General features: G+C 73.0%; 25 protein-coding genes, 1 tRNA gene and 2 pseudogenes. 9 read left to right on the top strand and 19 right to left on the bottom strand.

The features are described from left to right. Nucleotides 1-574: 574 nt before the first annotated feature. The 6 genes and pseudogenes from PSU4_RS33200 to PSU4_RS25250 all read right to left on the bottom strand — a co-directional run. Nucleotides 575-1,559 (bottom strand): annotated as a pseudogene (locus PSU4_RS33200) (serine/threonine-protein kinase); the annotation flags it as partial. Beyond that, nucleotides 1,556-3,019, bottom strand: a complete 1,464-nt coding sequence (locus tag PSU4_RS25270) for a peptidoglycan D,D-transpeptidase FtsI family protein (protein WP_147113473.1) — start codon at nt 3,017-3,019, stop codon at nt 1,556-1,558. The gene PSU4_RS25270 and the pseudogene PSU4_RS33200, both read right to left, overlap by 4 nt. Next, nucleotides 3,016-4,482: an FtsW/RodA/SpoVE family cell cycle protein gene (locus PSU4_RS25265; RefSeq protein WP_147113470.1), complete on the bottom strand. Its 1,467-nt coding sequence runs from the start codon at nt 4,480-4,482 to the stop codon at nt 3,016-3,018. The genes PSU4_RS25270 and PSU4_RS25265 overlap by 4 nt, the downstream gene beginning before the upstream one ends. Continuing rightward, nucleotides 4,482-5,873: a PP2C family protein-serine/threonine phosphatase gene (locus tag PSU4_RS25260; protein ID WP_147113467.1), complete on the bottom strand. Its 1,392-nt coding sequence runs from the start codon at nt 5,871-5,873 to the stop codon at nt 4,482-4,484. Before PSU4_RS25260 ends, PSU4_RS25265 begins: the two co-directional genes overlap by 1 nt. A gap of 115 nt (nt 5,874-5,988) precedes the next feature. Next, nucleotides 5,989-6,447: an FHA domain-containing protein FhaB/FipA gene (locus tag PSU4_RS25255; RefSeq protein ID WP_098956915.1), complete on the bottom strand. Its 459-nt coding sequence runs from the start codon at nt 6,445-6,447 to the stop codon at nt 5,989-5,991. A gap of 100 nt (nt 6,448-6,547) precedes the next feature. After that, the gene (locus PSU4_RS25250) at nt 6,548-7,720 is read right to left on the bottom strand and encodes an FhaA domain-containing protein (RefSeq protein WP_281290735.1); all 1,173 of its coding nucleotides are present in this window, start codon (nt 7,718-7,720) and stop codon (nt 6,548-6,550) included. 186 nt (nt 7,721-7,906) lie between these two features. Between PSU4_RS25250 and PSU4_RS25245 the strand changes: the two genes are divergently transcribed. Beyond that, nucleotides 7,907-7,992 (top strand) — tRNA-Leu (locus PSU4_RS25245). 14 nt (nt 7,993-8,006) lie between these two features. Here PSU4_RS25245 and PSU4_RS25240 read toward each other — a convergent pair. Further along, the gene (locus PSU4_RS25240) at nt 8,007-8,630 is read right to left on the bottom strand and encodes a nucleoside/nucleotide kinase family protein (RefSeq protein ID WP_147113462.1); all 624 of its coding nucleotides are present in this window, start codon (nt 8,628-8,630) and stop codon (nt 8,007-8,009) included. 14 nt (nt 8,631-8,644) lie between these two features. After that, nucleotides 8,645-8,896, bottom strand: a complete 252-nt coding sequence (locus PSU4_RS25235; RefSeq protein WP_246115328.1) for a DUF2630 family protein — start codon at nt 8,894-8,896, stop codon at nt 8,645-8,647. Nucleotides 8,897-9,012: 116 nt separating this feature from the next. Between PSU4_RS25235 and PSU4_RS25230 the strand changes: the two genes are divergently transcribed. After that, entirely contained in the window at nt 9,013-9,573 is a 561-nt protein-coding gene (locus tag PSU4_RS25230) for a carboxymuconolactone decarboxylase family protein (protein WP_147113457.1), read from the top strand. A gap of 50 nt (nt 9,574-9,623) precedes the next feature. After that, nucleotides 9,624-10,412, top strand: a complete 789-nt coding sequence (locus PSU4_RS25225) for an IclR family transcriptional regulator (RefSeq protein ID WP_147113455.1) — start codon at nt 9,624-9,626, stop codon at nt 10,410-10,412. Here the strand turns inward: PSU4_RS25225 and PSU4_RS25220 are convergent. Further along, a complete protein-coding gene (locus tag PSU4_RS25220) occupies nt 10,409-11,260 on the bottom strand; it encodes an LLM class F420-dependent oxidoreductase (protein ID WP_186817172.1) in 852 nt (283 codons plus the stop codon). The genes PSU4_RS25225 and PSU4_RS25220 overlap by 4 nt on opposite strands. Before the next feature lie 70 nt (nt 11,261-11,330). On the opposite strand from PSU4_RS25220, the gene PSU4_RS25215 reads away from it, so the two are divergent. Both PSU4_RS25215 and PSU4_RS25210 read left to right on the top strand, forming a co-directional pair. Next, the gene (locus PSU4_RS25215; RefSeq protein ID WP_147113449.1) at nt 11,331-12,431 is read left to right on the top strand and encodes a 5-methyltetrahydropteroyltriglutamate--homocysteine S-methyltransferase; all 1,101 of its coding nucleotides are present in this window, start codon (nt 11,331-11,333) and stop codon (nt 12,429-12,431) included. A 10-nt stretch (nt 12,432-12,441) separates the two neighbouring features. Next, nucleotides 12,442-13,170 carry a class I SAM-dependent methyltransferase gene (locus tag PSU4_RS25210; protein WP_147113447.1) on the top strand — a complete coding sequence of 243 codons (729 nt, stop codon included), beginning with the start codon at nt 12,442-12,444 and terminating at the stop codon, nt 13,168-13,170. Nucleotides 13,171-13,202: 32 nt separating this feature from the next. Here the strand turns inward: PSU4_RS25210 and PSU4_RS25205 are convergent, their stop codons facing one another. From PSU4_RS25205 to PSU4_RS25185, 5 genes are all read right to left on the bottom strand, one after another. Further along, nucleotides 13,203-13,886, bottom strand: coding sequence for a haloacid dehalogenase type II (locus tag PSU4_RS25205; protein WP_147113445.1), 684 nt, complete (start codon nt 13,884-13,886; stop codon nt 13,203-13,205). 553 nt (nt 13,887-14,439) lie between these two features. Further along, complete coding sequence (locus tag PSU4_RS25200) at nt 14,440-15,153, bottom strand: iron-sulfur cluster assembly protein (RefSeq protein WP_147113442.1); 714 nt, start codon at nt 15,151-15,153, stop codon at nt 14,440-14,442. Next, nucleotides 15,150-16,214 carry an amidohydrolase family protein gene (locus tag PSU4_RS25195; protein WP_147113440.1) on the bottom strand — a complete coding sequence of 355 codons (1,065 nt, stop codon included), beginning with the start codon at nt 16,212-16,214 and terminating at the stop codon, nt 15,150-15,152. Before PSU4_RS25195 ends, PSU4_RS25200 begins: the two co-directional genes overlap by 4 nt. A 52-nt stretch (nt 16,215-16,266) precedes the next feature. Continuing rightward, nucleotides 16,267-17,295: an NAD(P)-dependent alcohol dehydrogenase gene (locus PSU4_RS25190; RefSeq protein WP_147113438.1), complete on the bottom strand. Its 1,029-nt coding sequence runs from the start codon at nt 17,293-17,295 to the stop codon at nt 16,267-16,269. A gap of 247 nt (nt 17,296-17,542) precedes the next feature. Then, nucleotides 17,543-19,357, bottom strand: a complete 1,815-nt coding sequence (locus PSU4_RS25185) for an AMP-dependent synthetase/ligase (protein ID WP_147113435.1) — start codon at nt 19,355-19,357, stop codon at nt 17,543-17,545. A 75-nt stretch (nt 19,358-19,432) separates the two neighbouring features. Here PSU4_RS25185 and PSU4_RS25180 point away from each other — a divergent pair, with 75 nt between their 5' ends. The 3 genes from PSU4_RS25180 to PSU4_RS25170 are packed head-to-tail and all read left to right on the top strand — an operon-like array spanning nt 19,433 to nt 21,968. Beyond that, nucleotides 19,433-19,903 carry a DUF4442 domain-containing protein gene (locus tag PSU4_RS25180; RefSeq protein ID WP_246115327.1) on the top strand — a complete coding sequence of 157 codons (471 nt, stop codon included), beginning with the start codon at nt 19,433-19,435 and terminating at the stop codon, nt 19,901-19,903. A gap of 11 nt (nt 19,904-19,914) precedes the next feature. Further along, on the top strand, nt 19,915-20,574 hold the full coding sequence (locus PSU4_RS25175; RefSeq protein WP_147113429.1) for an NAD(P)H-binding protein: 660 nt from the start codon (nt 19,915-19,917) through the stop codon (nt 20,572-20,574). Then, nucleotides 20,571-21,968 carry a dihydrolipoyl dehydrogenase family protein gene (locus PSU4_RS25170; RefSeq protein ID WP_147113426.1) on the top strand — a complete coding sequence of 466 codons (1,398 nt, stop codon included), beginning with the start codon at nt 20,571-20,573 and terminating at the stop codon, nt 21,966-21,968. The genes PSU4_RS25175 and PSU4_RS25170 overlap by 4 nt, the downstream gene beginning before the upstream one ends. A gap of 65 nt (nt 21,969-22,033) precedes the next feature. Here PSU4_RS25170 and PSU4_RS25165 read toward each other — a convergent pair whose 3' ends face one another. The 5 genes from PSU4_RS25165 to PSU4_RS31985 all read right to left on the bottom strand — a co-directional run bounded on the left by PSU4_RS25165 (nt 22,034) and on the right by PSU4_RS31985 (nt 25,824). Further along, nucleotides 22,034-23,014 (bottom strand): CopD family protein, encoded by a 981-nt coding sequence (locus tag PSU4_RS25165; RefSeq protein ID WP_147113423.1) that lies wholly within the window; start codon nt 23,012-23,014, stop codon nt 22,034-22,036. A 5-nt stretch (nt 23,015-23,019) separates the two neighbouring features. Next, nucleotides 23,020-23,577, bottom strand: a complete 558-nt coding sequence (locus PSU4_RS25160; protein WP_246115326.1) for a copper resistance CopC family protein — start codon at nt 23,575-23,577, stop codon at nt 23,020-23,022. Continuing rightward, nucleotides 23,574-24,347 carry a YcnI family copper-binding membrane protein gene (locus PSU4_RS25155; protein ID WP_147113420.1) on the bottom strand — a complete coding sequence of 258 codons (774 nt, stop codon included), beginning with the start codon at nt 24,345-24,347 and terminating at the stop codon, nt 23,574-23,576. The genes PSU4_RS25160 and PSU4_RS25155 overlap by 4 nt, the downstream gene beginning before the upstream one ends. A gap of 61 nt (nt 24,348-24,408) precedes the next feature. Then, nucleotides 24,409-25,014: a hypothetical protein gene (locus PSU4_RS25150; RefSeq protein WP_147113416.1), complete on the bottom strand. Its 606-nt coding sequence runs from the start codon at nt 25,012-25,014 to the stop codon at nt 24,409-24,411. A 78-nt stretch (nt 25,015-25,092) separates the two neighbouring features. After that, nucleotides 25,093-25,824, bottom strand: coding sequence for a DUF6474 family protein (locus PSU4_RS31985; RefSeq protein WP_147113413.1), 732 nt, complete (start codon nt 25,822-25,824; stop codon nt 25,093-25,095). A gap of 125 nt (nt 25,825-25,949) precedes the next feature. On the opposite strand from PSU4_RS31985, the pseudogene PSU4_RS25140 reads away from it, so the two are divergent. Next, nucleotides 25,950-26,266: pseudogene (locus PSU4_RS25140) on the top strand (TM0106 family RecB-like putative nuclease); the annotation flags it as partial.

Here is a 26,266-nt window from a genome sequence, read left to right as displayed (position 1 = left end):
GACGACACCGGCGGCATCGAGGGCGAGGAGGACACCGGCCGCATCGAAGGGGACGACGAGGCCGGCGGCATCGCGGGAACCGACCCTGGTCCCTGGGGAACGACGGGCGGGGGGACGGGCGCGGCCGGCGACACCGGCGACGGGACCGCCCCGAGCGTCCCCGGCGGGACCGATCCCGGGAACGCGGGAGCGGCGGGTCCGGGCGGTGTCGCCGCGTGCCGGGGGCCGTCGGGCACGCGACGCCGAGGCGTCGGCCGCGAGGGGTCCTGCCATGTGTCGGGAGGCGGGGTGCCGGGCGGGACCAGCGCGTGCGCCCCGGTCGGCGGCGCCCCGGTCGGCGGCGCAGCGGGTGACAGCGCAGCGGGTGGCGGCGCAGCGGCAGGCGGTGCGGCCGCAGGGGCCGCTGCGACGGCGGGCGACTCCGGGGCGTCGGCGGGCGGGGACCACGTCCCGGCCTCGGCGGCGGCGGGGGCGTCCTCGGCACGGTGCGCGGCACGGCCCCGGGCACGGGCCCGCCTGCCGCCCACCGACGCGCCGTCGTCGGCTCCCCGGCGACCCGTCGACGCGATCACCTCACGGCTGCGGGCGAGCCGGGACCGCCGGCGCTCGGCGGCCTCCGGGGCGGGGTCGCCGACGGGTGCGGCCGTGGGGGAGCCGGTGGGGGAGGCGGAGGCGGAGGGCAGCTCGACGTCGTCGGGCATCCGCGACGGCCGCGGCATCGGGTCGCCCCGACGGACCGCGGCGATCGCGCGGGCCAGCTCGGCGCCGTCGCGGTAGCGGTGCATCGGGTCCTTGACGAGCACGGCCTCGATCAGCTGCCGCACGTTCTCGGGGATGTCGTCGGGCAGCGGCGGCGGGGCGTCGCGGACCTGCATCATCGCGACGACGACGGGGTTCTCCGCGCGGAAGGGGCGCTTCCCGGCGAGGCACTCGAAGCCGACGATGCCGAGCGAGTAGACGTCGCCGGCCGGGCCCGCCTCGCCGCCGCTGGCCTGTTCGGGGGCGATGTAGTGGGCGGTGCCCATGACCATGCCGGAGCGGGTGACGGGGACGGCGTTGGCGGCCTTGGCGATGCCGAAGTCGGTGAGCTTCACGACGCCGTCCTCGCGCAGGAGGATGTTGCCGGGTTTGACGTCGCGGTGGACGAACCCGCGTTGGTGGGCGGCGTCGAGGGCCCAGGCGGCGTGTTCGAGGATCTCGAGGGTCTCGTCGGGGTCCATGCGGCCGCGGCTGATGCGGTTGGAGAGCGGCTCGCCCCGGACGAGCTCCATCACGAGGTAGGCGGTGCGCCGTTCGCCGGTGGTGGCGTCGTCCTCGCCGTAGTCGTGGACGAGCGCGATGCCGGTGTGGTCGAGGGAGGCGACGGTGCGGGCCTCGATGCGGAAGCGGTGCAGGAACTCTTCGTCGCCGGACAGTTCGGGGCGCAGCACCTTGACGGCGACGGACCGGTCGAGGCGGGTGTCGGAGGCCTCCCAGACCTCGCCCATGCCGCCGATCGCGATGCGCCGGTCGAGGCGGTAGCGGTCGGCGATGTGCAGGCCGGGGGCGAGTGTGCTCATCGGCCGGCCTTGAGGGTCTCGGCGATGACGGCGCGGCCGATGGGCGCGGCGACGGAGCCGCCGGTGGCCTCGAGGCCGCGGTCGCCGCCGTTCTCGACGAGCACGGCGATGGCGACGGTGGGCTTGTCGGCGGGGGCGAACGCGACGTACCAGGCGTGCGGCGGGATGTCCTTGCTGCCGAGCTCCGCCGTGCCGGTCTTCGACGCGATCTGGACGCCGCTGATCTTCCCCCCGCCCTGGGTGCGGTTCTCCGAGCCGATCATCAGATCGGTCAACGTCGCAGCGACGCCTGCGGGTACGGCCGATCCGATCCGGTCCGGCTCGGTGGTGTCGACGGTGTCGAGCTCCGGCCCCTGGATCTCCTTGATCAGGTAGGGCGCCATGAGCTGGCCGCCGTTGGCGACGGACGCGGTGATCATGGCGTTCTGCAGGGGCGTGAGCTTGACGTCGAGCTGGCCGATGGCCGACTGCTGCAGGGCGGTGACGCTGGTGATGTTGCCGATCGTCGAGGGCGCGACCGTCATGGGGATCGTGAGGTCGGACTGGCCGATCCCGAAGGCGTCGGCCTGGGTGCGCAGCTTGTCGATGCCGACGCTCGTGATCAGCTCGGCGAACGCGGTGTTGCAGGAACGGGCGAACGCGTCGCGCAGGGTCGTGGTCGCGCCGGTGCCGCAGGGGGTGTGGGCGTAGTTCTCCAGCGTCGTCACGCCGTCGTCCAGCGGAATCTCGGGCTCGGCCGTGAGCACGGTGTCGGGCGTGGAGCCGTTCTGCAGCGCCGCGGCGGTGTCGACGATCTTGAACGTGGAGCCGGGCGGCTGCGGCACGCTGATCGCACGGTTGAGCAGGACCTGCGGCTTCGCGGCGTTGTCGGTGTTCCAGGCGTCCTGGACGGTCTTGTCGTTGTGGCTGGCCAGCGGGTTGGGGTCGAACGACGGCGTCGACACCATGGCGAGGATCGCGCCGGTCCGCGGGTCGAGCGCGACGACGGAGCCGGCGTAGCCCTTCTGGGTGAGTTGGTTGTAGGCGACCTGCTGCACCGTCGGCATGATCGTCAGCGACACGTTGCCGCCGCGCGGGTCGCGGCCGGTGATCAGGTCGGACAGCCTGCGGACGAACAGCCGGTCGTCGGTGCCGTTGAGGATGGAGTCGGCGGCGCCCTCGATGCCGGTGCGGCCGAACGACAGCGACAGATAGCCCGTCACCGACGCGAACGCGGGCCCGCCCGGGTACTGGCGCTGGAAGCGCATCCGGTCGTCGGTGGCGACGCTCTGGGCCAGGACCTTCCCGTCGGCGGTGATCTGGCCGCGCTGGCGGGAGTACTCGGCGTAGGCGGTGCGCTGGTTGCGGGAGTCGTTGCGGTAGTCGTCGGCCTTGACCACCTGCACGTACGTCAGGTTGGCGAACAGCAGCAGGATCATGACCATCACGGAGACGGCGATCTTGCGGACGGGGTTGTTCACGACTGCGCCCCGCGGGACTCGCCGGAGGACAGGTCGGGCCGTGCGACCAGCTCCGTCGCGGCCTGCGCGATCGGTGCCTGCGGTACCGACGGGCGCTGCGGCAGCGGGGCGCGCGCGGCGTTGGAGACGCGCAGCAGCAGCGCGACGAGGGCGTAGTTGGCGACGAGCGACGATCCGCCGTAGGACAGGAACGGCAGCGTGAGGCCCGTCAGCGGGATGAGCTTGGTGACGCCGCCGATGACGACGAACAGCTGCAGCGCCATGACGTAGGACAGGCCGGTGGCCAGCAGCTTCCCGAACGAGTCGCGGACGGCGAGGGCGCTGCGCAGGCCGCGGGTGATGAGCACGAGGTAGACGAGCAGGATCGCGGCGAGCCCGATGAGGCCGAGCTCCTCGCCGAGGGAGGACCAGATGAAGTCGCTCTCGGCGAACGGCACGAGATCGGGGCGCCCGGCGCCGAGCCCGGTGCCGCCGACCCCGCCGGTGCCCAGCCCGAACAGGGCCTGGCCGAGCTGGTAGCCGCCGCCCTGGAAGTCGGAGAACGGGTCGAGCCAGATCTGCACGCGCAGCCGCACGTGACCGAACAGGTTGTAGGCGAGGACGGCGCCGCCGACGAAGAACAGCAGGCCGACGATCATCCAGGACACGCGCTCGGTGGCGGCGTAGAGCAGGACGAGCAGGATGCCGAAGAACAGCAGGGACGTGCCGAGGTCGCGTTCGAAGACGAGGACGCCGACCGACAACCCCCACGCGACGACCAGCGGCGCCAGGTCGCGGGCGCGGGGGAACTCCAGGCCGAGGAAGCGGCGCCCGGCCGTGGAGAACAGCTCGCGCTTCTGCACGAGGAACGCCGAGAAGAAGATGATCAGCAGGATCTTGGCGAACTCGCCCGGCTGGATGCCGATGCCGCCGAACCGGATCCACAGTTTCGCGCCGTTGACCTCGGAGATCGACGACGGGAGGATGCCCGGCAGCGCGAGCAGGATCAGTCCCGCGAAGCCCGCGGTGTAGCCGAACCGCGACAGCATCCGGTGGTCGGACACCCGCCACAGCACGACGACGAACAGCACCAGCCCGATCGCCGTCCACGCCACCTGGCGCAGCACGAGCGAGCCGGGTGCGTCGTTGCCGAGCTGCGCGGCGCGCGCCGCGTCGGCCAGGTCGAGGCGGTGGATCATCACCAGGCCGAGCCCGTTGAGCAGCGCGACCGAGGGGAGGATCAGCGGGTCGGCGTAGGGCGCCCAGCGCCGGACCGCGACGTGCGCCGCGGCGAACAGGCCCAGGTAGGCGAGCCCGAGCCACAGCAGGGTCGTCGTGAGCTCCTGCTCCTGGTTGGCCTCGACGATCACCAGCGCGCCGGTGACGATCACCGTGGCGAACGCCAGCAGCAACAGCTCGATGCCGCGCCCGGTGGGGAGCGTCGGAGCAGGGGCCCTGCCCTGTGCCTGTGGGGGCGCCGCCATCAGTTCCCCGGCCGGCAGGTCAGCCCCGGCACGGGCGTTTCGGTCTGCAGGGTCGTGTCGGGGACCTGCGCGTCGGGCGGGGTCACCTGACCGGGGGGCTGCACGGCGGTGGTCGGCGCACCGGTCGGAGCGGGCTGGCCGGTGCCGGGGTCGATGTTGGGGGCGGGCGGCGGCACCGTCACCGGGGGAGGGGGCGCGCAGACGGGCAGCCGGTTCTCCCGCAGCTTCTGCACGGTGCCCTGGGCGCCGTCGAGCCCGTCGGTGGAGACGATCCCGTCCTGCACGCGGTTGCGGTAGTCCTCGGGGAGGTCGACGAGCGCGATGTCGGTCTGCTGCTCGACGCGCTGCAGCGGGATGCCGAGCGCGCTGCCGCGGACGCCCTGGTAGATGACGACGCGGTCGGCCGATGCGGCGACGTAGTACTGCTGCATGACCCACATGCCGCCGAGCAGCACCCCGGCGACGATGACGACGACCGCCGCGGTCAGCCCGATGATCAGGCCCTTGCGGCGGCGGCGCGGCGCGGGGGCCGGGGCGGCCTCGACGCGGCGCGGCGCGGTGCGGGGGAGCGTGGTCGCCGACGCGCGGCCGGCCGCGGTGTCGGGGCCCGGCCGGTGGTCGTCACTGCCGTCGCCTGCGGCGCCGCCGACGATGGGTGCGTCGTCGCCGTAGTCGACGTCGACGACGTCGGCCACGATGCAGGTGATGTTGTCGGGCCCGCCGCCGCGCAGCGCGAGGTCGATGAGCCGGTCGGCGCACTCGCGCGGGTCCTGGTAGTCGGCCAGGGTCTGGGCGAGGGTCTCGTCGCTGACCGGGCCGGACAGGCCGTCGGAGCACAGCAGGAGGCGGTCGCCCGCGCGGGCCTCGCGGATCGTCAGCGACGGCTCGACGTCCTGACCGGTGATCGCACGCAGCAGCAGTGACCGCTGCGGATGCGTGTGGGCCTCCTCCTCGGTGATGCGGCCCTCGTCGATCAGCGACTGGACGAACGTGTCGTCCTTCGTGATCTGGGTGAACTCACCGTTGCGGAGCTGGTAGCACCGCGAGTCGCCGACGTGCACCATCCCGAGCCGGGAACCGGCGAACAGGATCGCCGTCAGCGTCGTGCCCATGCCCTCGAGGTCGGGGGCGTCGGCGACGTGGCGGGTGATGGCGGCGTTGCCCTGGAAGGTCGCGTCGCGGAGCCTGCTGAGCAGATCGTCGCCCGGGTCGTCCTCGTCGAGTGGGGCGAGCGCCGAGATGACCAGTGACGACGCGACCTCACCGGCGGCGTGACCGCCCATGCCGTCGGCCAGCGCGAGCAGGCGCGGGCCGGCGTAGACCGCGTCCTGGTTGTTCTGCCTGACCAGCCCGCGGTCGCTGCGGGCCGAGTAGCGCAGGACCAGGGTCATCGTTCGACTCCGTCGGCACCATCGGCTCGACCCCGCGCGCGGCGACGTCCTCGGTCCGGCACGCAGGTCTCGCGGGAACGGCCCGGTACGTCCGGCTCGGCGTGCGGATGTGCCCTCACGAGCGCAACTCGATCACCGTCTTGCCGATGCGGACCGGCACCCCCAGGGGAACCCGGGTGGGTCCGGTGACCTTAGCCCGGTCCAGGTATGTGCCGTTCGTCGACCCGAGGTCTTCGACGTACCAGTCCTCGCCCTGGGGAGCGATCCGCGCGTGGCGGGTCGAGGCGTAGTCGTCGTCGAGCTTGAGTGTGGAGTCGTCGGCGCGACCGATGAGGATCGGGCGGGAGTCGAGCGTGATCCGGCTCCCGGCGAGCGGCCCCTGCGTGACCAGCAGCTGCCGCGCGACCCGGCCGCGACCCGATCGCCGCGCGGCGCGGGACCCACCGGGCATGATCGCCCGCAGGCCCGACGCCGCATACAGGTCCGACCGCACGATGCGCATCGCGAACAGCACGAACAGCCAGAGCAGGGCCAGGAAACCCGCCCTGGTCAGCTGCAGCACCAACTCGGGCACGTGCCGTGGTCTCCGCTTCTGTCCACTCGCCACGCGCCGACCGGCGCGTGACGACCCGTCACCGCGCCCGTCGACCGGGCGCCCGTCCGCGGGGAGCCCGTCAGCCGTGCGCTCGGAAGACCAGGCTCGAGTGGCCGACCCGGATCATGTCGCCGTCGGAGAGCTGGCAGCTCTGGACCGGGCTGCCGTTGACGGTGGTCCCGTTCGTCGAGCCCAGGTCGGACAGCGTGGCGGACTGGCCGTCCCAGCTGATCTCCAGGTGCCGGCGGGAGACGCCGGTGTCGGGGAGGCGGAAGTGCGACTCCTGGCCACGGCCGATGACGTGGGTGCCCTCGGTCAGCTGGTAGTTGCGACCCGAGCCGTCCTCGAGGCTGAGCGAGGCCTGCAGCTGCTGGTAGCCGCCGTAGCCCTGCTGGCCGTAGCCCTGGTCGTAGCCGCCCTGCTGGTAGCCCTGCTGCTGGCCGTAGCCCTGGTCGTAGCCGCCCTGCTGGTAGCCCTGGTCGTACCCGCCACCCTGCTGGTAGCCGCCCTGCTGGTAGCCCTGCTGCTGGCCGTATCCCTGGTCGTACCCGCCGCCGCCCTGCTGGTAGCCGCCCTGCTGGTAGCCCTGCTGCTGGCCGTAGCCCTGGTCGTACCCGCCGCCCTGCTGCTGCTGGTAGCCCTGGTCGTAGCCGCCGCCCTGCTGCTGGCCGTAACCCTGGTCGTACCCGCCCTGCTGCTGGTCGTACTGGCCGTAGTTCTCGCGGCGCTGGTCGTTGCCCTGCGGAGGTGCGTAGGTCTGCTGACCGTAGCCGGGGGCACCACGGTCGTAGCCGTACTGCCCGTTCTCCTCGGGGTGGCCCGGTTGCTGGCTCATGGGTGCTTCTCCTGCGTTGCGTGCCCGGGTGGGTCGACGGGAAGCGTCGGGGTCCACTGACGAGCGGGTGCGGAACTGTCCCGTGTGCAGCGCCTCGGAGCGCTCCAGCAAGACTACGACGTCGCCGTAGGTGTCCCACCCCTGGTCGGCGAGTTGTGCGGTGACGTAGCCGGACAGCGATTCCTCTATTCGGCCTTCGTCGCCGGCCATGCGTTCGAGATCCGACGGTCCGAGCTGCACGACGTACCGGTTGGGCGCGAGGCGACGCCCTCCCGCGAGCTGCTCGATGTTGTCCTCGGCTTCCCTCAGCAGCGCCTGTGCGACCTCTTGCGGGACGACGCTGCCTCCGAAGACCCGCGCGAACGCGTCGCCCACCATCCCTTGCAGACGGCGCTCGAATCGCTCGACACGGCCCAACCGTTCTTCCTCCGATCGCATCGGCGTGTTCGATGTGAGGCCGATCGTAACTGTGCTACCGGCGCCGCGTGGCGCGGCCTCGTGACCGCTCCGTGATCAGCCGCGTGACCGGTCCGGTGATCGTCGTCGGGGGTACCCCGTGCACGGGTGCGGCAGGGGTGCGTGCTAGCTTTCTCCACGTCGCTCGGGCGAGTGGCGGAATGGCAGACGCGCACGGTTCAGGTCCGTGTGTCCGAAAGGACGTGAGGGTTCAACTCCCTCCTCGCCCACCACGTTTCACCTGCATCTACCGGCGTATCGCGGGCCGCTCCGGATGATCCGAGAGCACCACCAGATCGGCCGCCTCCGCCGGGAACCACTCCGCCTCGTAGCGCTCGTACGCCGCCGCGGTCCAGGCCAGATCCTCCGGCAGCCGCCGCTGCAGCGCCGCCGCCGACATCCGCAGGTGCACCGCCATGTCGAACGGCAGTCCGCGGCCCAGCAGCAGCGTCCCCGCCACCAGCACGACCGCGCCGTCGGACAGCTCGAGATAGCCGTCGCGGAACGCCCGGTCGCGCCCGGCGTCGTGGAACCGGCGCAGCACCCGGCCCGACCCCGCGGGATCGGCGGGTTCGAGCAGCTCACGGCGCAGCGCGCCCTCGTCGAGCCAGCCGGCGAGGTACATGTCCGGGTCCGTGCGGCCGTACTCCAGACGGACCGACGCCGGCCGCAGCCAGTCGCCGGCGTCGACCACCACCGGCGGCCTGCCGGCCGCGCGCAGCACGTCGGCGACCGACCCTGCGAGGCCCAGCGGATCGGTGGGCGGTGGCCCGTCGACGACGAGCCGCACCCGCCCGTCCCGTCGCAGCGCCGACTCGGCGATCCGGGCGGCGAGAGCGTCGCGCGTCGTCGGGGTGATCGCGGCGCTCACCACTGCCACCGCCCCTACTGCTGGTAGCCCTCGACGACCCGGGCGGACCGCTCCTCGGCGTCGTCGACCGACAGGCCCGCGCGGCGGCGCGCCTCCCGCTGGCGCAGCAGGTCCCACAGCCGGTCCAGCTCGACGCCGAGCGCGTCGAGCCGGGACTTCTCCTCCCCGTCGAGTGCCTGCCCGACGTGCGCCCGCTCCAGCCGGTGCTCCTCCTCGACGAGCTCGTTGATCTGGTGGCGCAACGTGGCGTCGGGATCCTGGGTCACGACTCGTCCTCTCGTCGGCGTCCGGTCGTCCGGCATCCGGGATCACGATAGGCCGCCACGGGTCGCGCGCGGGTCGGCGATGCTGGGTGCCCCAGCCCGCGACCGAAGGAGACCGAGTGTCCCGCCTGACCGGGCTGCGGCCCGCCGACATGGACGACGAGCAGCGCGACCTCTACGACCGCATCGTCGGCTCCCGGCGCGGACCGGGCACGGGCAACGCCGCCCCGATCACCGACGACGGCGGCGCGCTGCGCGGCCCCTTCGACGCCATGCTGCGCGCACCCGGCATCGGCGACGCCCTGCAGAACCTCGGCGCCGGCATCCGCTTCCGCGGCGGACTCTCCGGCCGCGAGCGCGAGATGGCGATCCTCGTCGTCGCCGCGCACTGGCGTTCCGCGTTCGAACAGCGCGCCCACGAGGCCGCCGGCCGCGCCGCCGGACTCGCCGACGGTGAGCTCGCCGCCCTGCGCGACGGCAACGGCCCCGCACTCGACGACCCACGAGAGGCCGTCCTGCTCGCCACCGCCCGCTCCCTGGCCGTCGACGGCGACCTCGACGACACCGCCTACGCCGCCGCCGTCGACGCCCTCGGCGAACCGGGCCTGTTCGAACTGACCACGCTCGTCGGCTACTACGCCACGCTCGCCCTGCAGATGCGGGTGTTCCGGGTCGGGTGACCCCCGATCGGCGCAATGCGGAGGCCGCCCGTCTGTTCGAGACTGTCCCCGTGGCACGTGAGGAGGCGAGTGCAGGCAGCTCCGTGCTGCGCGCCCTCCGGGTCGTCGACGCCGTCGCGGCCGCGGGCGACGGCGTCACCGCCAAGGCCATCGCCCGCCGCCTCGGCAGCCCCCTGCCCACGATCTACCGCGTCCTCGCGACGCTCGTCGAGGAGGGCTACCTCGTCCGCATGCAGGACGTCCGCGGCTACGGCCTCGGCTACCGGGTCGCGGCGCTGCACCGGGTGCTGACGGCGCAGGTCGCCCCGCACCCGGCCGTCGTCGCGATCCTGCAGGAGCTGCACTCCGAGGCCCGGGCCGCGGCCTACCTCGCCACGTTCCGCGACGTCGACGTCGTCATCTCCCACGTCGAACAGTGCGGCGCCCACCCCGGACCCGGCCTGCGGGCCGGGGAACCGGTGCCCGCGCACGCCACCGCGGGTGGCAAGGTCCTGCTCGCGAGCCTCGACCCGTCGCGGCTGACGGGCGTCGTCGCCCACGGCGGGCTGGAACGCAGCACCCGACGCACCCTCTCGGACCGCCGGGCGCTCGACCGCGAACTGATGCGCATCAGGTCGGCCGGTGCCGCGGTCGAGGTCGAGGAGCACGAACGCGGCGTCGCCGGCATCGCGGTTCCCGTCCGCGGACCCGGCGGCGACACGGCCGCGGCGATCGGCGTCGTCGTCGCCCGGTCGGACTTCGCGGCGCGACGCTGGGACCTGGAGGACGCCGTCCGCGTCGCCGCCGTCCGCGCGTCCCGGGCGCTCGTCGTCGCCCCGAGCGCGGCGCACGTGCCCTAAGCGTCCCCGGACAGCGCGCGCAGCTCGTCGAGCTCCCGCAGGACCGCGTCACGGGCACCCGGGCCCTTCTGGTCGGTCAGCTCGAACAGCACCCTGTCGACGCCCGCCTCCCGGTAGGACCGCATCGCCTCCGCGTTGCGCGCGGCCCCGTACATCGACACCGGAATGTGCCCGCGACCCGCGTCGGCCGCTCGGCGCTGCAGCTCGTCGACACGCTCGGTGAACTCCGCGAGGCCCGACACCGGCACCCGCAGCGGCACCCAGCCGTGGCCGTGCGACAGCACCCGGTCCAGTACCGTCGGCCCGCCACCCCCGATGAGGATCGGCGGCACCCGTGTCGGCTTCGGCCACGACCAGATCGGGTCGAAGTCCACGTACTTCCCGTGGTACTCGGCCTCGTCCTGCGTCCAGATCGCCGTCATCGCCTCGACCGTCTCCAGCATCCGCGCGGTCCGGGTGCGGGGATCGACGCCGTGGTGGGCCATCTCCTCCTTGTTCCACCCCGGCCCCACGCCCAGCTCGAACCGGCCGCCCGCGATCCGGTCGACGCTGGCCACCTGCTTCGCCAGGTTGATCGCGTGGTGCTGGTTCACCAGCGACACCGCCGTCCCCAGCACGATCCGCTCCGTGACCGCGGCCATCGCGCCGATCGCGACGAACGGGTCGTAGGTGTGCGCGTAGCGCTCCGGCAGCTCCCCGCCGCCCGGCCACGGCGACTCCCGCGACGTCGGGATGTGGGTGTGCTCGGTCAGGAACAGCGACTCGAAACCCCGCTCCTCGACGGCTCGCGCCAGGTCGAGGGGGTCGATGCCGTAGTCGGTGAGGAAGATGACGACGCCGGTGTCCACACGGCCGAGCCTTCCACCCAACGGAAGCGTGTGCAGTGCCGGAGCGCCCGGCGGCACTAGCGTCAGGGCCATGACGTCGCTGTCAGACCCGCCCTTCCGCGCCGACCACGTCGGGAGCCTGCTCCGGCCGCCCGCCCTGCTCGCCGCCCGCGAACGCCACGCCGCCGGTACCCTCGACGCCGCCGGGCTGCGCGCCGCCGAGGACGACGCCATCCGCGACGTCGTCGCCATGCAGGAGGGCCTCGGTCTGCAGACCGCCACCGACGGCGAGTTCCGCCGCACCTCCTGGCACATGGACTTCATCCACCGCCTCGGCGGCGTCTCCGCCACCGACGAACGCATCCGCGTCCGCATGATCAACGCCGAGGGCGAGAGCGCCTTCACCTCGGCCGGGCTCGCGATCGACGGCAAGGTGCGTCTCGACGAACCGATCTTCGCCGACGACTTCCGCTTCCTCGCCGGCCTCACCACGACCGCCACCGCGAAGCTGACCATCCCGTCGCCGAGCATGGTCCACTACCGCGGCGGGACCGCCGCCATCGACAACGGCGTCTACCCCGACGTCGAGGAGTTCTGGGCCGACCTCTCCGCCGCCTACGCCGCCGAGATCGCCGCCGTCGGCGCGCTCGGCTGCCGATACCTGCAGCTCGACGACACCAGCCTCGCCTACCTCAACGACCCCGCCCAGCGCGCGGCCCACGGCGACGCCGACCACCTCCGTTACATCCGCCAGATCAACGCCGCCGTCGCCGGCCGCCCCGACGGCATGCGCATCACCACGCACATGTGTCGCGGCAACTACCGCTCCAGCTGGGCGGCCGAGGGCGGCTACGACTACGTCGCCGAAGCCCTCTTCGGCGAGCTCGACGTCGACGGCTTCTTCTGCGAGTTCGACGACGAACGCTCCGGCGGGTTCGAACCGCTGCGCTTCGTGCCGCCCGGCAAGCGCGTCGTGCTGGGGCTCGTCACCACCAAGCGCGGTGCCCTGGAGAACCCCGACGACCTCAAGCGCCGCATCGACGAGGCCGCGAAGTACGTGCCGCTGGACCAGCTCTGCCTGTCCCCGCAGTGCGGGTTCTCCTCCACCGTCGAGGGCAACGACCTGACCCGCGACGAACAGATCGCGAAACTCCGGCTGATCGTCGACGTGGCGCGCGACGTCTGGCACTAGGTTTCGGGGCATGTCCGAAGGGCCCCAGGGTTGGGGAACGCCGTTGTACTCCCGGGTGCTCGACACCCTGCCCGCCGGCGCCACGGTGCTCGACGTCGGTTGCGGCGCAGGCGAGTTCGCCCGCGCCGCCACCGACCGCGGGCACGCCGTCCGCGGGGTCGACGCCGATCCCTCCGCCGTCGCCGTGGCCGCCCGCCGTGTCCCGGAAGGCGTCTTCGCCGTCGGCGACGCCCAGGCCCTCGAACAGCCCGACTCGTCCTACGACGTCGTCGCCCTCGTGCAGGTGGTGACGCACCTGGCCAACCCGCTCGTCGCGCTCCGCGAGGCCGCGCGGGTCGTCCGGCCGTCCGGGACCGTCGTCGCCACGGTGTGGGGGCGCGAGTCGGAGTGCGACGTCCGGCTGCTCGGCGAGTCCCTCGCCGCGCTGCTCCCGCCGCGCCCCGAGACCCCCTCCGGCCCGCCGCCGCTCACCGAACCCGACCGGCTCGCGAAGATCGTCGACATGGCCGGGCTCGCGGTCGCCACCGTCGACGAGGTCGTCTGCTCCTTCCGCTACGACGACGAGGACGAGCTCGTCGGCCCCGTCCTCGGCTCCGGGCTGGGCCGCACCGCCGCCCGCCGGGGCGGCCCCGGCGGCGTGCGCGCCGCCCTGTTGGAAGGCCTGGCGGATCGACGCCGGCCCGACGGCAGCTACGTCCTGCAGAACCTCTTCCGCGTTCTGACAGCCCGCCCCCTGTGAGTGGCGATAGTCGCTATAGCGACTATCGCCACTCACAACCTGTCGGCGAGCTCCGTGAACGACGAGACCGCCAGCGCGGCGTCGGGATCCGTCACCGGCGGGACAGTGACGCCGCCGAACTCGTCGGGACGGTGGACGTAGAACGTCGTCAAGCCGCGGGCGCGCGCGGCGACCAGGTCGTCGACATGTGCCGCGACCATCCCCACCTGCTCCGGGCGCAGCCCCAGCAGCGCGGGCGCCGAGTCGTAAGCCGCCGGATCGGGCTTGTAGTGCCGCGCCACCTCCGCGCCCAGGATCACGTCCCACGGCAGCCCGGCGCGCTTCGCCATGTCGACCTGTAGCGCCACGTTCCCGTTCGACATCGGGCCGATCGTGAACCGCTCCTTCAGCCGGGTCAGGCCCTCGACGGCGTCCGGCCACGGGTCGAGCCGGTGCCACGCCAGCACGAGCTCCGCGCGGACCTCCTCCGCCGGGTCGAGCCCCCGCTCCGCCAGCAGCGCGTCCAACGACTCGCGGTGCAGCACGTCCAGGATCGTCCACGGCCGCCGCCCGCTGCGGACCTCCTCCATCGACGGCTGGTACCGGCCACGCCAGTCGTCGGCGACACCGTGCGGATCGTCGACCTCGGGCAGCAGCCGCGCCACCTCTCGCGCGACGCCGGAACGCCAGTCGACGACCGTCCCGAACACGTCGAACACCAGAGCGCGGACGTCCACGGTCCGACCCTAGAGGGGATGTCTGACGGATCACTCGCCGCGGTCTCGGCGCCCGGACGGCCCCTGGCTCCGTCTTGTCAGGAACCGGCTGGGTCACCGAGCCCATCAGACGCCCCCTGGCCGCGGCGTCCGCCGCGCTGGGGCCGCAGGTCGGGGTGTCGCGCGGACCGTTCGGGCATCGCGAGGGTTCTGCGGTCGCCGGGTGCACCGCAGCCCGGGGTGCCGACGGGGAAAGCCCCGCGGCGACCACAGAACCCGCGCGGTCCGCATCGACAGCACCCCTTCGGCGACCGCCGCACTCCTGCAACCTGTGCAGCAGCGACGCACGGGGTGCGGATGACGGTGTCATCGCGCGGGTTGTCCGGTCGATCGGCGGTCCGCAGCCCAGGCGTCGACCGAGGAAACCGCGCGGCGATCGCGCAACTCGCGCGGGGGCCGCGGTTGTGGCGGATCGGCTCACCGCGCCTGCGGATCACAGCAGTGAGGTTGCGCCCGGGAACGCGGGCACGCGAAACGGCCCCGGCCGTGGGGCCGGGGCCGTTCCTCGTCACCCTCAGGGCGCGGTGGCCGCCCCGGGTGCGTACCGGAGAGCCAGGAGGCTCTTGCAGTACTCGCCGTTCGTCTCGATGCCGACCCGCTGGAGCCGCGCCCGGCGCAGGTGCAGGGGCACCTGTTCCGAGGTGACCGGGCTGCCGTCGGGATGGATGAGCAGCGGGGCGTCGTCGCCGCTGGGCAGTCCGATTCCGTCGCGTCGGCGGCGCAGCCGCGTCAGTTCGTCGGACTCGGGCAGTTCACCCAGGGTCGTCGTCGCCAGCTCGTCGGGGCCGGCGCCCGCGTCGACCAGGGGTCGCGCGAGCCGGTCCTGACCGGCGACCGAGGCCTTCGTGAGGAAAATGCGGCGCAGATCGTCGAGCTCCGCCGTCGCCTCCCCGGTGAAGGTCTCGACGAAGCCCGCGTGTGCGGCGACCCCGCCGTTGATCTCGTCGGACGCGTGGTGATCGACCAGCGTCACCTCTGCGCGGGCCACCCCCGGGACCGCCGACACCGCGTCGTAGGCGTCGGCGACCATCAGGAACGAGAAGTTCGGTGCGCAGAAGAACGTGGGCAACCGCAGCCCGACGGTGACGATGTCACCGTCGGGTGCGGCGGTCACGGTGCACGACTCGACGAAGTCGAGCCCGGTGATGGGCTCGTCCAGCTCCGGGTCGAGCACCGTGTCCAACGCGGCCCAGATCTCGGGCGAGACCCCCTCAGGGGCTTCGATCATGCCTGGGCACCCGCCGTGCCCTCGACGAGCTCCTCACCGGGCTGCAGGTTCTCGCCGGCCTCGGTCGGCAGCTGGAGCTCGGCCGGGACGGGGATGTCGTACAGCTTGGCGGCGTTGAGGCCGAGGATCTTCTTCTTGGACGCGGTGGTGAGGCGCGGGTAGTCGGCGAACTGGTCGTCGTCGGGCATCTGCCAGTCGACGAGGCCCTCGACCTGCCACTTGGGCGTCCAGATGTTGTAGTCGCCGCCGTAGAGCATCTTGTCCTCGCCGACCCAGAACAGCAGCTCGCCCATGACCTTCGCGAAGAACTTGGGGCGGGCGTGCATGAGGCCACCGACGACGACGGACAGGCCGGCGTAGACGTTGGGCTCCTGGACCGCCATGAAGCAGAAGTCCTCGATGCGCGGCAGGCCGACGTGCTCGACGATGAAGTTGAGGCCCTGGAAGTCGGTGGCGGCGTGGTCGACGTCGGCGACGTCGAACGCGTCCTTGTCGAGCGGCCAGATCGTCGGGCCCTTGTGGACGTGGACGTTCTTGACGCCCGCGTCCTGCGCGTGCTGCAGGAACTTGTAGCACTCGGGGTCGGTCAGCTTGTAGCCGCGGGAGTCGCCGTTCCACTCCGCGGTGTAGAGCTTGATGCCCTTGTGGTTGAACTTCGCCATGTCGGCGTCGAACTCGTCGAGGCCCTTCTGGCCGTCACGGGGGTCGAAGCGCCCGTTGACGATCAGCTTGTCGCCCCACTTCTCGAGGAGCTCCGCGTTCTGGGCCGCGGTGTTGAAGCCGTTCTTGTACCACTCACGCAGGTAGGTCGACTGGAAGATCGCGTAGTCGACGTGGCCCTCGACGAACATGTCGCGTTCGAAGTCCTCGACGGAGGGCTTGAGGTAGTGCTCCCAGTCCCAGTGGGTCTCGGGCGGGCCGAGCTGGTGGTAGCCGTAGAAGCAGTCGATCCAGCCCTTGGCGTACTGCTCGGCGCCCTCTACCCAGTTCTCCTTCGACGCATCCCAGAAGTGGCTGTGGGAGTCGACGACGAAGTACTTCTCGCCATCCTTCTCGTACATGTGGTGGTTCCTCTCGATTCAGCGTCAGTGCCGGTTTGCGCTGTTCAGGAGCTCATGGGACGAGGATCGCGCGGCCGCGGACCAGACCGGCGTCGAGATCGTGCAGCGCGTCGAGCGCCGCATCGAGCGGGTACTGCTTGGTGTGGAGCGTGACCTTCCCGGCCTGGGCCAGGACCATCAGCTCGGTGAGGTCGGCGTAGGTGCCGACGATGTTGCCGATGACGTTCTTCTCCCCGCCGACGAAGTCGAGCGTCGGTGCGGTGAAGGTGCCGCCGTAGCCGAGGACGTACTGCGACCCGGCGGGCGCGGTCATCTGCCAGGCGTCGAGCTCGGCGCCCTGTTCGGCGACGAAGTCGAACACCACGTCGCCGCCGCGGCCTCCGGTGAGGTCCTTGACGGCGTCGATGTGGTTGCCGTCGGCGAGGACGGTCTCGTCGGCACCGATCTGCTTCGCGAGGGCGAGCGCGTCGGGGTTCTTGTCGACGACGACGATCCGCGTGCCGGTGATCGCGGCGAGCGCCTGGATCGCGATGTGGCCGAGGCCGCCCGCGCCCTGCACGACGGCGGTGGTGCCGGGGAACAGGTCGGGCACCGCCTTGCGGACCGCGTGGTAGGCGGTGATGCCGGCGTCGGCGAGTGCGGCGACGTCGGCGGGGTTGGTGCTGGGGTCGAGCTTGATGCAGGCGCGGGCCGTCGTGCGCAGGTACTCGGCCATCCCGCCGTCGTTGTTCGACAGGCCGGGGAAGAACGCGTTCTCGCACTGCATGTCGCGGCCTCGCCGGCAGGGGAGGCAGAGGCCGCAGGACGGCTGCGGATGCAGGATGACGGTGTCGCCCACCGCGACGTTGGTGACGCCGTCGCCGATGGCTTCGATCCAGCCCGCGTTCTCGTGTCCGATCACGTAGGGCAGTTGCGGGTTCTGGGCCTCGGCCCAGTCGCCGTTGATGATGTGCAGGTCGGTGCGGCAGACGCCGGCGCCACCGATCTTGACGATGACGTCGAGGGGACCCTGCAGCGTGGGCTCGGGGATGTCGTCGATCTTCGGGTCGGAGTGGTACTCGTGCACCCGGACGGCCTTCACACCCGTACCTCCCTTGGTCTCGGGGTTCGGCCTCCGATTCCATTGCGGGGTGCGTCACGTCACAAGGGGTCGTTTTCCACCCAGCGATAAAACGGACTGAACGGACATGAGACAGGTGTCGGCCCGGACGGTCACGGGCTGTCGGATCCGCGCAGGTCGACGGGCCGCATCCGCGGTTCGGTGCGGAACGGCACGCGGCCGGCCCTGCCGGACGATCAATCCGTCCGGTGGGTGAGGCTCGATCGGGTCAGTCGCCGTAGAGGGCGTCGAGGGCGGCCCGGTGCCGCTTCTCGACGTCCTTGCGCCGGATCTTCATGCTCGGCGTCAGCTCGCCCTCCTCGAGGGAGAGCTCGCGGTCGAGGATCGCGAACTTCTTGATCGTCTCCCAGCGGTTGAGCCGGCCGTTGAGGGTGTCGACGTGGTCCTGCACCATCGCGCGCACCTCGGGGCTCTTCACGAGCGTGGCGTGGTCGCGGCCGGAGAGGTCGTTGTTCGCGGCCCACCCCTCGAGGGCGTCGGCGTCGAGGGTGAGCAGGGCGGTGCAGTAGTTGCGGCCCTCACCGTGCACGACGACCTGGCTGACGTAGGGGCACACGGCCAGCATCTGGCCCTCGATGGGTTGCGGCGCGACGTATTTGCCGCCGGAGGTCTTGAAGAGGTCCTTTTTGCGGTCGGTGATGCGCAGGTAACCGTCGGCGTCGAGCTCGCCGATGTCGCCGGTGTGCAGGAAGCCCTCGTCGTCGAGTGCGTCGGCCGTCTGCTCGGGCAGGTTGTGGTAGCCGGTCATGACGCTGGGGCTGCGGAGGAGGACCTCGCCGTCGTCGCCGATCTTGATCTCGGTGCCGGGCAACGGCCGGCCGACGGTCCCGATCCGGTACCGGGACAGCTCGTTGACCGATCCGCCGGCGGCGTTCTCGGTCATCCCGTAGCCCTCGAGGATGATCACCCCGGCGGCGTGGAACCAGTGCGCCAGATCGGGCGCCAGCGCGGCGGAGCCGGAGACGAAGAAGCGGATGCGGCCACCGAAGCGGTCGCGGATCTTGGACAGGACCAGCTTGTCGGCCACCCGGTGCTGCAGGGCGAGCAGCGGCGGCACGCTCCTCCCGGCGAGGGTGAGGTCGCTGACCTTGCGCCCCACCGAGACCGCCCAGCCGAACAGCTTTGCCTTGGGTCCGCCCTCGGCGGCGATCGTCGTGACGATGCGGGCGTGGGCCTTCTCGAAGATGCGCGGGGCGGCGGCCATCATGGTGGGTCGCACGACGCCCATGTTGTCGACGATCTTGTCGACCCGCCCGTCGACGGCGCTGGCGAACCCGATGGCCAGCTGCGCGGAGAGCAGGACCTTGCCGAAGGAGTGGGCGAGCGGCAGCCACAGGTACTGCAGGTCGTCGGCGCGGACGAGGTCGAGTTTCGTGAGTGCCTCGCCCTGGTAGGTCCAGGCCTTCTGGGGCAGCCGCACGCCCTTGGGTCTGCCGGTCGTGCCGGAGGTGTAGATGAGGGTGGCGAGGTCGTCGGGGCCGATGGCGTCGATGCGGTTGGCGACGGCGTCGGGGGAGGTCTCGGTGAGGGCGCGGCCGCGGGCGGCGAGGTCGTCGAGCGTGATCACCCAGTCGTCGGTGCCGTCGGGTGTGCCGTCGATCAGGACGACGATGCCGACGTCGGGCAGCTCCTTCCGGTGTTCGCGCAGCTTCGCGACCTGCTCGGCGTCCTCGGCGAACACGACGCGGCTGCCGGAGTCGGCGAGGATGTAGGCGACGTCAGGTGCCGCGGTCGAGGGGTAGACGGTCGTCGTCGCGGCGCCGGCGCACATGATCGCGAGGTCGCAGGTGATCCACTCATAGCGGGTGGAGGACATGACGGCCACCCGGTCGCCGGCCTCGATGTCGAGCGCGACGAGACCGGCCGCGAGCTCGCCGACCCGTTCGCCGGTGGCGCCCCACGTGATCGACCGCCAGGTGCCGTCGGCCTCCGGGACGCGGAAGGCCTCGCGGTCGGCCGAGGCGAAGACCCGGTCGTGGAACAGCCGGGCGACGCTGGGAACAGTGGAAGCCGTTGCGGTCATGACCCGCCCCTATCCCGTATGTCCGTTTCGACGTGCGGAACCTACCAGTGCTACTTGCGAGTAACATGCGGCCGTGTGAGCGACTTCGACTGGGTGGCCGGCGCGATGATCTCCGGCGTCCCTTGGGTGGGTAGCAGTGGCGTCGAGTTCGACCAGACCGACGCCACCCGCGCGGTGTGCAGCCTTCCGGACCGGCCCGACCTGCACAACCACGTCGGCGGACCGCACGCCGCGATGATCTTCGGCCTCGCCGAGACGGCGTCCGGAGCCGTCGGGCTGGCGGCGTTCGGGGCGGCAGCTGAACGGGCGACGCCGCTCGTGGTCAGCTCGTCGGTGCGCTACCGGGCGCTCGCCCGCGGCCCGCTCACCGCCGAGGCCGTGCTCGCCCGCCCCGCCGCCGACGTCCTCGCCGAGCTCGACGCCGGCACCAGGCCCGAGTTCACCGTCGACGTCACCGTCCGCGATGCCGCCGGGACCGACTGCGCCACCGTCACGGTCGTGTGGACGCTCAAACCGGTCCGCGCGAAAGTGTCCGACCAGGACTAGCGTCGCCCGGCGTGCGCATCGTGATCGCCGGAGGACATGGACAGATCGCGCTGCGGCTGGCGACGCTGCTGGCCGCGCGTGGTGACGAGGTCGTCGGACTCGTGCGCAACCCCGCGCACGTCGACGACGTGGCCGGCGCCGGCGCGACCGCTGCCGTCGTCGACCTGGAGAAGGTCGACGCCGGAGAACTGGCCGGGCACCTCGGCGGGGCCGACGCCGTCGTCTTCGCCGCCGGTGCCGGGCCCGGCAGCGGTGTCGCCCGCAAGGACACCGTCGACCGGGCCGCCGCCGAGCTCCTCGCCGACGCCGCCGCCCGCGCGGGGGTGCGTCGCTACCTGCTGGTGTCCGCCATCGGGATCGACGACGAACCCGACAGCGACCGTGGCGAGCAGTGGGCCGCCTACGTGCGCGCCAAGAAGGCGGCCGAGGACGCCGTCCGGGCCACCGACCTCGACTGGACCTTCCTGCGGCCCGGCCGGCTCACCGACGACGCCGGCACCGGCACGGTGCTGCTCGGCCCGCCCGGACTCGACTACGGCCGGATCACCCGCGACGACACCGCCGCCGTGCTGGTCGCCCTCCTCGACACGCCCGCGTCCGCCGGGCACGTGCTCGACGCCGTCGGCGGGGACACCCCGATCGTCGAGGCCGTCGAGACGGCCGTGCGGTGAGTACCGACGAGTTCGACGTCGTCGTCATCGGGGCCGGGCCGACGGGAGAGAACGCCGCCGACTACGCGGTCCGCAACGGGCTCACGGCCGCCCTCGTCGAGGCGGAGCGTGTCGGCGGTGAGTGCTCGTTCTGGGCGTGCATCCCGTCGAAGGCGTTGCTGCGCACCGGCCACGCCGTCGCCGCGGCGCGCCGGCTGCCCGGCGTCGAGGCATCACTCGACCCGGCGGCCGTCCTGGCCCGGCGCGACGCCTTCGTCCACGGTCTCGACGACACGAGCCAGGTCGACTGGGCCGTCGGTGCCGGCATCGAGGTGGTGCGCGGCGTCGGCAGGCTCGACGGGGAACGCACCGTCCGCGTCGGCGACCGGGTGCTGCGGGCGCGGCACGCCGTCGTCGTCGCCACCGGCAGCGTGCCCGTCCGGCCGCCCGTCGAGGGCCTCGACTCGGTGCGCACCTGGGGATCCCGCGAGGCCACCAACGCCGCCGAGGTGCCCGCGCGGCTCGGGGTGCTCGGGGGCGGGGTCGTCGGCTGTGAGCTGGCGCAGGCGTTCGCCCGGCTCGGCTCCCGCGTCACGCTCGTGAACCACGGGGCGCGACTGCTGCCGTCGGCCGAACCCGTCGCGGGAGAACGGGTCGCCGCCGCGATGCGCGACGAGGGCATCGACGTACGGCTCGACCAGGGCCTCGACGCCGTCGCACCCGGCACCGACGGTGCGATCGTGCTGCACCTCGGCGACGAACGCGTCGAGGTCGACGAGCTGCTCGTGGCGACGGGCCGTCACCCGAACACCGCCGACATCGGCCTCGACACCGTCGGCCTCGAACCGGGCGGGCCGCTGGCCGTCGACGACTCCGGGCTCGCCCACGGCGACTGGCTCTACGCCGCCGGCGACGTCACCGGCCGCGCCCCGCTGACCCACATGGGCAAGTACGCCGCCCGCATCGTCGGCGCCACGATCGCCGCCCGCGCCGCCGGGACACCGCTCGATACCGCGCCGTGGGGCGAGCACTCCGCCACCGCCGACCACGCGGCGGTCCCGCAGGTCGTGTTCACCGACCCGGAGGTCGCGTCCGTCGGGATCACCTCGGAGAAGGCCCGCGACGCCGGGCTGCCGGTGCGGGTCGTCGAGATCGACATCGCGGTCGCCGGATCGTCCCTGCACGCCGACGACTACACGGGCATCGCGACGATGGTCGTCGACACCGAGCGCGAGGTGCTCCTCGGCGTCACCTTCGTCGGTCAGGACGTCGCGGAGATGGTGCACGCGGCGACGATCGCCGTCGTCGGCGAGGTGCCCCTGTCCCGGCTGTGGCACGCCGTGCCGTCGTTCCCGACGATCAGCGAGGTCTGGCTGCGGCTGCTGGAGACCTACCGCTCCGACGCGGCACGCTGAATGCTCGTGAGTGGCGATGGTCGCCATGGCGACTGCCATGGCGACCATCGCCACTCACAGGTCGTTCAGGCCGTCTGGGTGAGGGCGGCGGCGACACCGATGGCCAGCGCCATGAGCGTCACCTCGACCGCGGCCCAACGCAGCACCGGGAAGCGGCCCGCCGCCAGGCGCACGCGCGCGGCGTTGCCCAGCACCGCGATCCCCGCCAGCAGCACCACCTTGGCGATGATCAGCCAACCGTAGCCGCTGGTCACGAGCGCACCGAGCGACGGCAACCGCAGCAACGCGTTGAGCACCCCCGTGACGCCGACGCCGATGATGCAGAACGTCGCCAGCCGCGAGAAGCGCGGGACGACCGGATCGAGCAGCGTGCGGCGGCCACCGAGGAACAGCAGCATCGCCGCGAGCCCACCGACCCACGCCGACGCCGCCGCGACGTGCAACGCCGACATGATCACCGCCAGCTCGTGGTCGGACGACGTGCCCGCGTGCCCCGTCACCGCCGGGGTGAGCAGCCCGAGCAGCGCCGCGACCAGCGCCGCCCGGGGCGGGACGGCACCCTCACGCACCAGCCGCGCCGTCGCGCACCCGATGACGACGAGCACACACGCCGCCGTCAGCACCAGGCCCCTGCCGGAGGCCAGCGACGTCGCCCAGCGCAGCAGCTCGCCGCCGCCGACCTCGGTGACCGGACGGCCGTACGCGTCAGCGGCCCGGAACACGATGTCGCACAACACGACCACCAGCCACGCCCCGCCGACCCCGACGATCGCGCGGTCGAGCCTGCAGTCGAGGGTCCGGATGTCGCGGTCGGACACGCTCCGCGTCCGCGCGAGCGACGCCAGCAGGCCGAGACCCACGCAGGCGACGCCCGCGACGTCCATGCCGGAGCGGGTCACCGCCGTCGCGACGCGGGCCGAGAACGTCGAACTGCTCAACGCGTCGGCCAGCACACCCGCGACGACGGCGGCGGCGACCGCGAGCCCGGCCCACAGCACCGGCAGCAGCCGGGACGTGGTGCCGGGCCGCGCGGCCGCCCTGCTCACCGGCGTCAGTTCCTGCCGAGCCGCAGCGCGAGGGCGACGCCCCCGGCGACGAGCACGACCGCACCGACGATCCACGGCCACACCGGGGCCCCGCCGGATCCGGTGTCGGCGGCCGCCTCGCCCGCCGGCGCGTCGGCCGCCTGCGGGGCGCCGCTGACCGGCACACCGGTCCCGGTGCCCGCCTGGGTCAGCGTGAACGACAGGACACCCGAGACGGGATGACCGTCGTCGGACACCACGCGGTAACCGATGTCGTACTTCCCGGCCGGGCCGAGCGGCTTCACCTTCACCGTGACCGAGTCGTTGGCCGCGACGGCGTCGCCGTCCTGGTAGGCGAGCCGGTCCGGGCCGATCACGGTGACGGTGTTGAAGCCCGCCTGCATGGTGTCGCTGAAGCGGATCGTCACCGACTCGGGCCCCGTCGCGAGGGACGCCCCGTCGGGCGGGTCGCTGCCCTCGAGCTGGGCGTGCGCCATCGCCGGGCCCGCGCCGAGGAACAACGCGAGACCAGCGGCGACCAGCACGGCCGTCACCCGTCCCGCGAGCCGTCCCACGCGGGTCACGGCGTGGTCACCTTCTCCTCGTTCGTCGACGCGGCGCCGGACCCACCCGACGGCTTGCGGTTGCGCAGCACCACACCGGCGCCGAGGCCCAGCCCCAGCGCGCCGAGCAGCAGGCCGATCCCGCCGAGCCAGCGGGCGGTCGTGTCGGTGGTGCCCGCCGATCCGGTGTCGCCGCTGGTCGCGGCCGCGGCGTCGTGACCGCCGTGCCCGCCGCCGGTGGCCGGGGTCAGCGTGACCGTCGGCGCCGGGTGCTTCGGCTCCGCACCACCGGGCTGCTGCGTCTCGTTCCAGTTGACGACGTTGCCGTCGTCGTAGGTCTGCGCCGCCGGGAACGCGATGCTCGTCGCGTCCTCCGGGAGCGGGCCCACCGACAGCGGGAAGTCGACGTACTGGCCCGGCCCGATCCGGGTGCCCGGCTGGGCCGTCCAGGTCACCGTGGTGACGGCCTGGGTGATCTGGGCGCCGTCACGCTCGATCGGCGTGGGCAGCACACCCTTGGTGACGACCGCGTCCCACCCGGGCTGGGGGGTGGTGCGCGCCGAGGTGATCGGGTGGTCGGCCGGGAAGGTCACCTCGAGCTTGGTGGTGCCCGCGGTGTCCGACTCGTTCGGGACGCGGAAGGTGATCACCGTGTAGCCACCCTGCTGGGCGGTACCCGGCTGGGCCGTGACGTGGGCGAGGGCCGGGGAGGCCGCGGCGAGCGCCACACCGGCGACGACCGCGGCCACGACGCCGCCGCGCAGGGCGGAACGGCGCAGGGATCCGAACATGGGAACTCCGTTGACTGGGGACCGCCGCACGTCGGCGGCGGTGAATCGGGTGAAGGTCGGTTCACACCCGGTTCGGAGGTCCCCGCGGGGTGCGCGGGCCCAGCGCGGCGCGCTCGGTGGCGCCGACGACCGCCGGGCCCGCCACGGCGAGCGTGGCGAGCGGCCGGTCGGCCGGGGGAACGGTCAGCCGGCGCGGGAGGACCCGCGCCAACGCCGAGACGAGCAGGCCGAGCACCTGGTCGGCGTCGCGGACGAGCAGCCCCAGCACGATCGTCGCCACCGCGTGCATGGCGAACATCGACCAGCCGCTCGCCGGGCCCGCCGCCCCGGCGACGTGCGAGTGCCCGATGACCTCGAGCACGGCGTGCATTCCCAGCTGGCCCGCCGCGAGAGCCCCCAGGACCCCGCCGATGCTGCGGCACGCGTCGGCGATACTGACGATCAGCGCCGCGAGCAGCGGGAACAGGACGAGCAGCAGGCCCAGGTCGGGCAGCGCCCCCCCGCCCGCGACGTGCGCGACACCCGTGATCAGCGCCGCGACCGACGCGACCGCCACACCCCGCGCCCCACGCAGCGGCCCGGCGTGGCGGGCACGCGCGCGACCACGGCCGCGGTCGCGGCGCGGGGCGCGCAGGGCCGCGGCACGGGTCGTCGCACCGCGCCTCATGGGCACAGACGGTAGCCGGTGCGGCCTTCAGGTCCGAACGGCGGTTCGGTCCGTGGGACCGGACGCCCGTTGGTCCGGTCAGCCGGGGACGCGTACCCCCAGATGGCCGAGCAGCTCGTTCTCTAGCCGGTCGAGCTCACCGGCGACGGCACGGAACGCCGTGCGACGCCGGGCCGTCGGCATCTGCTCGGCGGCCCGGACGGCGACCGACAGGTCGGCCAGCCGCGGCTCGGTGTCGGCCGCGAACCGACGGCCGGGCTCGGTGGTCTGCGCGTCGCCCTCGGCGGCCAGCTCCGGCAGCGCCTCCGCGATCCGCGAGATCCGGGCGTGCAGCGCGCCGCCGCGACCGGTGAACGAGCCCAGCTGGTCGGCCGGGACACCCAGCCTGCGGGCCTTGCGGTCGTCCCACACCGCGCGGGCCGTCCCCGCCGCCGCCAGCGCGTACGGCGCCACCAACGGCATCAGGACCTTGCCGACGGCTACCGCGCGCGTGATCTTCGCCGGCGCCAGCGCGGTCGCACTCGCCACCGCGTTGACAGCGGTGTCCTCGGCCGACCCGACACGCCGGCCCGTCTTCTTCGCGGCCTTCGCCGTCTTCTTGTCCGCCGACGCCAACGCCTTGGCCGCCTTGATGTCCGCGTCCGCGACCTTCTTGGCCGCCTTGGCGCGGGCCTTGTCGAGCGACGCGGCCAGATCAGCGGCCTCCGCCGCCGCCTTCTTCTCGGCCTTCACAGCCTTACGGGCGGCCTTGGCCTGCTTCCCGGCCTGCTTGCGGGCCGACCTGCTCCCGCGCCGTCCCAGCAGTGCCATGCCGTCCTCCTCATGCGCCGGGCGTCCCGCCGGCCGAATACGCGCTCGGTCCGGGCCACCTTAGAGCCCGGACGCGCCGGTGGCAGGCGCGGAGGCTGTCGGTGCCGGTCTCTACCCTCGGGCGTGTGACGGTGAACGAGACCCCGACGGCGGACACGGTGCGGGACACGGCGACGGGCACGCCGTTCCCGGGTACCGGCGCCGCCGCCGTCACCGGTGTCTCGCTCGACGCGTCGGTCACCACCCGCTGCCGCCGCCGCGTCCACCTCGACCACGACCCCGCGGTGGCCGACGCACCGCGCGCCCTGCCCGACCCCTCCCTGGAGCAGCGCCGCGCCGACGCCCGCGAGCACCGCGACCGGATCGGCGAGCTCGTCGGGGCCGCCCACCGCGACCTGTGGGCCACCGTCCCCGGCGACGCCCCCGCCCGCGAACGCGCCGA

It is taken from the genome of Pseudonocardia sulfidoxydans NBRC 16205 (assembly GCF_007989085.1).
GTDB classification, from domain to species: Bacteria; Actinomycetota; Actinomycetes; order Mycobacteriales; family Pseudonocardiaceae; genus Pseudonocardia; species Pseudonocardia sulfidoxydans.
This window is presented reverse-complemented; position numbering and strand designations above follow the sequence as displayed.

What these genes read in the sequence shown, in the direction of transcription:
- PSU4_RS25265 (WP_147113470.1), bottom strand. Translation starts at nt 4,482, where the DNA reads ATGGCGGCGCCCCCACAGGCACAGGGCAGGGCCCCTGCTCCGACGCTC.
- PSU4_RS25260 (WP_147113467.1), bottom strand. Translation starts at nt 5,873, where the DNA reads ATGACCCTGGTCCTGCGCTACTCGGCCCGCAGCGACCGCGGGCTGGTC.
- PSU4_RS25215 (WP_147113449.1), top strand. Translation starts at nt 11,331, where the DNA reads ATGACGTCGCTGTCAGACCCGCCCTTCCGCGCCGACCACGTCGGGAGC.
- PSU4_RS25210 (WP_147113447.1), top strand. Translation starts at nt 12,442, where the DNA reads ATGTCCGAAGGGCCCCAGGGTTGGGGAACGCCGTTGTACTCCCGGGTG.
- PSU4_RS25200 (WP_147113442.1), bottom strand. Translation starts at nt 15,153, where the DNA reads ATGATCGAAGCCCCTGAGGGGGTCTCGCCCGAGATCTGGGCCGCGTTG.
- PSU4_RS25195 (WP_147113440.1), bottom strand. Translation starts at nt 16,214, where the DNA reads ATGTACGAGAAGGATGGCGAGAAGTACTTCGTCGTCGACTCCCACAGC.
- PSU4_RS25185 (WP_147113435.1), bottom strand. Translation starts at nt 19,357, where the DNA reads ATGACCGCAACGGCTTCCACTGTTCCCAGCGTCGCCCGGCTGTTCCAC.
- PSU4_RS25155 (WP_147113420.1), bottom strand. Translation starts at nt 24,347, where the DNA reads ATGTTCGGATCCCTGCGCCGTTCCGCCCTGCGCGGCGGCGTCGTGGCC.
- PSU4_RS25150 (WP_147113416.1), bottom strand. Translation starts at nt 25,014, where the DNA reads ATGAGGCGCGGTGCGACGACCCGTGCCGCGGCCCTGCGCGCCCCGCGC.
- PSU4_RS31985 (WP_147113413.1), bottom strand. Translation starts at nt 25,824, where the DNA reads ATGGCACTGCTGGGACGGCGCGGGAGCAGGTCGGCCCGCAAGCAGGCC.